This window comes from Methylobacterium sp. 13MFTsu3.1M2 (genome assembly GCF_900112625.1).
Classification (GTDB): domain Bacteria; phylum Pseudomonadota; class Alphaproteobacteria; order Rhizobiales; family Beijerinckiaceae; genus Methylobacterium.
The window spans coordinates 1-5275 of sequence record NZ_FOMM01000060.1 but is presented as its reverse complement, the minus strand read 5'-3'; the positions used below and the strand labels follow the sequence as shown (position 1 = coordinate 5275).

The 5275-nt window shown below is 57.3% G+C and carries 7 protein-coding genes and 2 pseudogenes; 5 read left to right on the top strand and 4 right to left on the bottom strand.

What is annotated here, in order from left to right; genetic code table 11:
• From BM314_RS29770 to BM314_RS29755, 3 genes are all read right to left on the bottom strand, one after another.
• Nucleotides 1-255, bottom strand: a 255-nt coding sequence (locus BM314_RS29770; RefSeq protein ID WP_139237928.1) for a transposase, incomplete at its 3' end; no start/stop codon positions are given.
• Between the two features lie 400 nt (nt 256-655).
• On the bottom strand, nt 656-898 hold the full coding sequence (locus BM314_RS29760; protein ID WP_091982154.1) for a DUF6522 family protein: 243 nt from the start codon (nt 896-898) through the stop codon (nt 656-658).
• A 16-nt stretch (nt 899-914) separates the two neighbouring features.
• Nucleotides 915-1100, bottom strand: a complete 186-nt coding sequence (locus tag BM314_RS29755) for a hypothetical protein (protein ID WP_091982151.1) — start codon at nt 1098-1100, stop codon at nt 915-917.
• A gap of 418 nt (nt 1101-1518) precedes the next feature.
• On the opposite strand from BM314_RS29755, the pseudogene BM314_RS29745 reads away from it, so the two are divergent.
• The 3 genes and pseudogenes from BM314_RS29745 to BM314_RS30415 form a co-directional block, all read left to right on the top strand.
• Nucleotides 1519-1766: pseudogene (locus tag BM314_RS29745) on the top strand (transposase); the annotation flags it as partial.
• A 126-nt stretch (nt 1767-1892) separates the two neighbouring features.
• On the top strand, nt 1893-2573 hold the full coding sequence (gene cysC / locus BM314_RS29740) for an adenylyl-sulfate kinase (RefSeq protein ID WP_091982145.1): 681 nt from the start codon (nt 1893-1895) through the stop codon (nt 2571-2573).
• Between the two features lie 59 nt (nt 2574-2632).
• On the top strand, nt 2633-3850 hold the full coding sequence (locus tag BM314_RS30415) for a hypothetical protein (protein ID WP_139237927.1): 1218 nt from the start codon (nt 2633-2635) through the stop codon (nt 3848-3850).
• A gap of 153 nt (nt 3851-4003) precedes the next feature.
• Here the strand turns inward: BM314_RS30415 and BM314_RS29735 are convergent, their stop codons facing one another.
• A complete protein-coding gene (locus tag BM314_RS29735; protein WP_244534989.1) occupies nt 4004-4156 on the bottom strand; it encodes a hypothetical protein in 153 nt (50 codons plus the stop codon).
• 150 nt (nt 4157-4306) lie between these two features.
• On the opposite strand from BM314_RS29735, the pseudogene BM314_RS29730 reads away from it, so the two are divergent.
• A pseudogene (locus tag BM314_RS29730) lies at nt 4307-4604 on the top strand (transposase family protein); the annotation flags it as partial.
• Between the two features lie 426 nt (nt 4605-5030).
• Nucleotides 5031-5275 (top strand): transposase (locus BM314_RS29725; protein WP_139237870.1); only part of this gene is annotated, 245 nt, incomplete at its 3' end.

Below are 5275 nucleotides of genomic sequence, written 5' to 3'. Positions count from 1 at the left end.
TGCGGTCACCGCCGGCACGAAAGCCGGCAGCGCGGCGGCGGCCTGGCGCGCCTCGCGTCGCCACGTGAACAGCTGCTGCGGCGTCAACCCGTGCCGGCGGGCCACCACCGACACCACCGCGCCCGGAACGAACGTCTCCTCCAGGATCCGCGCCCGGTCGTCCGCGCTCCAGCGCCTGCGGCCGACCGCGCCGTCGATCACCTCAAAACGCCGGACCGTCCCCTCCGGCTCAAGTCTACGGTCAAGTCCAGACACAAAACGATCCTCTTGTGCGGATCGTCAAACTGCCCGGTCAGGTCGCCCTACAGAAGATGGGGTCGGAACATCGCTTACGCCAGGATGAGTACCGCGACCGGACGCCGGACAAACGAGACGCTTGTCCGGAATATCCGGCGCGTCCGCTCACCTAGCGGCGGCCGCCACTGCTCGGCTTCGTGTCTATCTCAATCGCCCTCAAAGCGTTCTCGAAAGCCTTAAACTCGGTGGTGAACGCCCTGTCCGAGCGCTCGATTAGTTTACCACTTCGGCGCAATGACCAACCGAAATGACCCTCCGGTTTCTTCAGGGGCTCGATGGTTACCGAGTAGGGGTGCGGTACGTCAGCTGTCATGGCCGAGCTATGCAGTGCCGAAGGGCCGGCTGCAACTGCAAGGCCTCACCATATCTCTTCGTAAATGAGGGCGCCGCCTCCATGGAAGGTGCCTCTCCAGCTTCGGTTCAGCAGGCGGACGGTCACACGTGTCTGGCCCGTGCCGCCGTCATCGTCGATCTTGATCCGGGCATCGACGTGTCCCTGCCGCTCCATGCGCTTCAGGTAATCGGCATCCACACCGAGGCGTGGGGCCAACTCACACGAATCAACGACCCAGTCGCCTTGCTGGCCGAGGGTGTGCCTCATGGGCAGGTGGTGCCGCTCACCCAATCACTAGCCGGATCAGCAGACACGCCACGGCTGCACCCGAAAGCGCGATGCCGAGCAGGTATGGGCTGGGAAGCTGATCGCCGCTGTTGACGTCTACGCCAAGTCGGTGAGTCAACTTGTTGGCAGCCGCTCCGCTTGCAGAACTGGTGTTCACGTCCGGATAGGTGTGCGTGCTCATGGGAGTCTCCTGCCAGTAGGAGATACAACTCGCCGTGCCTCCGGTTGGTGCGGCCGCAGTTACCAGACATGCTCAGCCACGAGCTGTCCGCTCTGATCGAACGTGCCCTGCCACCCACCGTCGTAGTGATGAACAGTGACGCGCGCGCCCCTCGCGTTCGCCCAGCTTCCGGGTACGATCAAGACCCTGGCGTTTCCCTCGATGACGGAACGCTTCAGCGTCGTTGCGCTCACGCCGATACGCTGCGCCACATATCCGGGATTAACGATCCAGCTACCGGGCAAATCGAGATTAAGCCTCATCGGAGAAGGCCTCCACCCAGACATCCGAGCGCGTTCTAGCGCTAAGGATTATCGCTTTCCTCATGCGAATGACAGAAAGCCGTATATGAAGCGCATTGCACCCGTGTTGCGTCCGTGACCTGACCCGCGAGTTGCAGGCCAAGATCAGCCGCTCGTCTTCCTCGCCTATCCCGGAAAGGTCGAGCCGACTAACAACAGCTCCGAGCGGCTCCTGCGTCCGGCTGTCGTCCAGCGGAAAGCGACCAACGGCTATCGCGACATGTGGCCAGCTGAGGGCGAGGCCGCCATCCGCACCGTTGTCGACAACGCGCGCCTAAGCGGTGCCAATCCATTCGGCTCCATCCTCAAAACCGTCGGCGCCTGAACCCTGCCATCACAGGCCTGGGTAATTACCCTCCGCCGCTACGAAGCGCATCAACGTGACGTTGTAGCAACACAACCGATCACGATTTTGTGTATCCATACCTGGGGGACAACTTAGGAGCGAAGCATGAACCGATCACGAGGCCCAACGTCGGATCGGAACCTGACTTGGCAGCACCTGCAGCCACGGGAGCAACGATGGAAGGCTCTTGGTCAGCGACCAGTCATTGCTTGGCTTACTGGCCTTTCAGGCGCAGGGAAATCAACGATCGCAAACGTCGTGGATCAAGCCCTGACCGCTTCAGGACGCGCAACAATGGTGCTGGACGGCGATAATCTACGCCATGGATTGAATAGTGACTTGGGATTTACCGACCGCGACAGAGCTGAGAACGTCCGCCGTGTGGCCGAAACAGCAAAACTGGTAGCTGATGCTGGTCTTGTAACAATTGTCTCGCTTATATCCCCCTTCTCAGCGGAACGGAAGGCCGCAAGGGCTATCGCAGGAGACGTCGCGTTTATTGAAGTTTTTGTAGATACGCCTCTACCAATTTGTGAGGAACGAGATCCAAAAGGATTATATTTTCGGGCGCGCGCCGGCACAATCCCGAATTTTACCGGCATCACAGCGCCCTATGAAGAGCCGACGAAGCCTGACTTAACGCTCGCAACCGTGGGTCAGTCCATTGCCGTTACAGCACGGCCACTAATCGACATGCTCTTACAGCTGAGCGCAGCATCAGAACAGCCACTTTATGATCAGATTTTGCCTAAAAATCCGGAGCCAATGCGCAACATCGAACTATGACACAAAATTTTATAATACATATCGGCCCGCATAAAACGGGAACCACATCGATCCAAAATATGCTCTACGCGCGCTCTTTGCAGAGTGGCGCAAGTTTTGTTTACCCCTTCACTCATGACAATCAGACGGGGCAGCACGAGTTTGCTCGGACAGCGTCTGACCCTGATCATTTCAAACTTGGCGGCCTGCTGGAGATTCTTTCGGGCCTTGAGAAAACCTGTGTTCTCTCGAGTGAAGAGCTTAGCTTTCTTCCAGTCGCCTCGTTGCAAAAGATCCGCGCGGCTCTTCCATCTGCCGAATTTACTATTGTTTATTACCAGAGGAATATTTTGTCTCTTCTTCCTTCATGGTGGCAAGAATTAATTAAACATGGCGGAGTCGAAGATTTTACCAGTTTCATCCAAGATGTAATTGCGCTTCCTGGCAGACTACATCTACTGGTTCCAGATTTATTGTTGAGTAACTGGGCATCTGTTTTTGGAAGAAATGCGATTAAGATTTTCTTGTACGATCAAATTCCTGATGTGGCACAACAGTTCGCCTCCGATTTACTCGGCTTGACGAGTCTCCCTGGCGAGCGAACAGACAACAACAAATCTTTCGAATACATCGAATGTGAGATGATCCGTCTGTGGAATGCATATGGTTTCGTTGGCATAGATGCAATCCAGGCACAAGAATCTAAATTCTTACGCACGTTAGTGGCGGAGAGAGCAGATAGACTCATGAAAAATATGACTATAGGTTATGATATAGGGGAATTTCTTAGCATAGAGAGCACCTTAAAAGCTCGGTGGGGAGATCGAATCGAGGGTTTCACTGGCGGCAACTTGTTTGCTCTACGGGAGCGAGCGTACTCGTACATCGATTCAGATTTTTGGACCGCCAATCCCGACCTTGTTTCTGCCATGTGCGCTTTTGCTGAAGTCACAGCTCGCCGAAAAAGCCAAAGTTCGGCAACATCACCGATCCTACGTGATCTTAGATCGTGCGAGAGGGATATGGACGCCTGGAACCAAATCGAAGTTATTTTGGCTGCGGCGCGCCAGAGGGAACAGTTGCTTGAACGTCAATTGGCTAACCAGACAGAGCGGTCACATGCGTTAGAAATCGTCATATCGACATTAGTCTCCAGCATTACATGGCGCGGACTCAATCGATCTAAATTCAAGAAAATTTTGACTGATGTAGCTAAGTCGACGCCCAGCAACGGAGCGACTGCACACCGTCATGAAGTTTATCTATATCAAGCTCAAAAACTTTTAAATGATTGCTAATTGTTGTTTTCCATGTCTTCAATTGTTATCCAAATCAGATCCAGCCTGTCAGACCACGGGCCGTTGCCTACCGCGACCTTCTAATCGCCGCCGAGGAATGGGGCGCAGCCGGGATTAGGCTGAGCGGCGCTATCACGGATCCGCGGCAGCACATCATAGCAGGCCGTCCGACGTCGGCGCGGTCAGCGTCTTCCAGGCGCGGGTCATCAGCTTCGAGAAGGCCAGCGCGGCAGCTAAAGCCTGCGCCTCGGACGGGAAGGTCCAGTCCGATTCGTTCACCGTCATGTGGGAGGCGTCGAGCAGCACCTAAGTCTAGAGGTGGCGGCCGGTCACGCGGATTTCGAAGTGCATGGCTGGCTCGGTACGGTATGATCTTCCTTCGGCTTTGCGGTTCTCCCGCACTTTGCGTGGAACGGTCGCGGTGACGAGGATGGCACGGGCTGGTTCACCAAGCGTTTGATCCTGTCCTCATCCCTGCCGGGCTGTACCATCGGGCGCGTCATCCGGACCGACGGTCGTCTTCGCCCAAGTGCGGCGTGTGCACGGGTAGTGTCCAACCTCTGATACGACCAGCGCTGTCGTTCACAGCCGCTATGAACGCCGTCCGGCCGATCTGCCGAGCATCGGGCAGCCCATGACGCTGCGCCTACGCGTCCGACGCTTCTACTGCTGTGAGATTGCCTGCCGCCGTCGTACCTTCGCTGAGTCACTCCCCCAGCTGATGCCGCCGCGAGCACGCCTGGCGCGCCGGCTGACCGTTGCCGGTTTTCGCTCAGAAGTTGCCGCATATTGGCCATTGAGATCGTCATACAACCTCCCCGTTCTTCGAACCCGAGGGCGACACGTCGGGCCGCCTATCGCGGAAGGGTGCGCTCGTGAACCTCATCTTCCTCGTTCTATCGGCCTTCGTAGGCGCAGGACTTTCGATTGTGGCTATATGGCCGTCGCTGGGAGCGGTTTCGATTTTTGTGGCACCGGTCGGGGCAGCCGTAGCATGTGTTGTAAGCGCTGCCTTGTTGTTCGCTCTGCGGCGCTCATCATCATCGAGCAGCCGCACATCTTCTGTCACCCCTATGCAGAGCCTCAAACCGCAACAGCAACCTGCCACTAGGTCGCGAACCCATAACGGCTGGCACGGTTGAACCGCGGCGTCGTTAGCCCTCTGAGCAGGAGGGCCTTGATGGCGCGGTTTGATCTGACGGATGCGGAGTGGGCGGTGATCGAGCCGTTGTTGCCGACGGACGTGCGCGGCAAGGAGCGCGTGGATGACCGGCGGGTGCTCAACGGGATCTTCTGGCGGCTGCGCACGGGCGCGCCCTGGGCCGACATCCCGGCGCGCTACGGCCCACATACGACCTGCGGCAACCGTTTTCGGCGCTGGCGCAAGCGTGGCATCTGGGATCGGCTTCTGGACGCGGTGTCAAA

Excerpts from the sequence above, each read along its gene's own strand:
- BM314_RS29760 (WP_091982154.1), bottom strand. The coding sequence starts at position 898 with ATGAGGCACACCCTCGGCCAGCAAGGCGACTGGGTCGTTGATTCGTGT.
- BM314_RS29755 (WP_091982151.1), bottom strand. The coding sequence starts at position 1,100 with ATGAGCACGCACACCTATCCGGACGTGAACACCAGTTCTGCAAGCGGA.
- cysC (WP_091982145.1), top strand. The coding sequence starts at position 1,893 with ATGAACCGATCACGAGGCCCAACGTCGGATCGGAACCTGACTTGGCAG.
- BM314_RS30415 (WP_139237927.1), top strand. The coding sequence starts at position 2,633 with ATGCTCTACGCGCGCTCTTTGCAGAGTGGCGCAAGTTTTGTTTACCCC.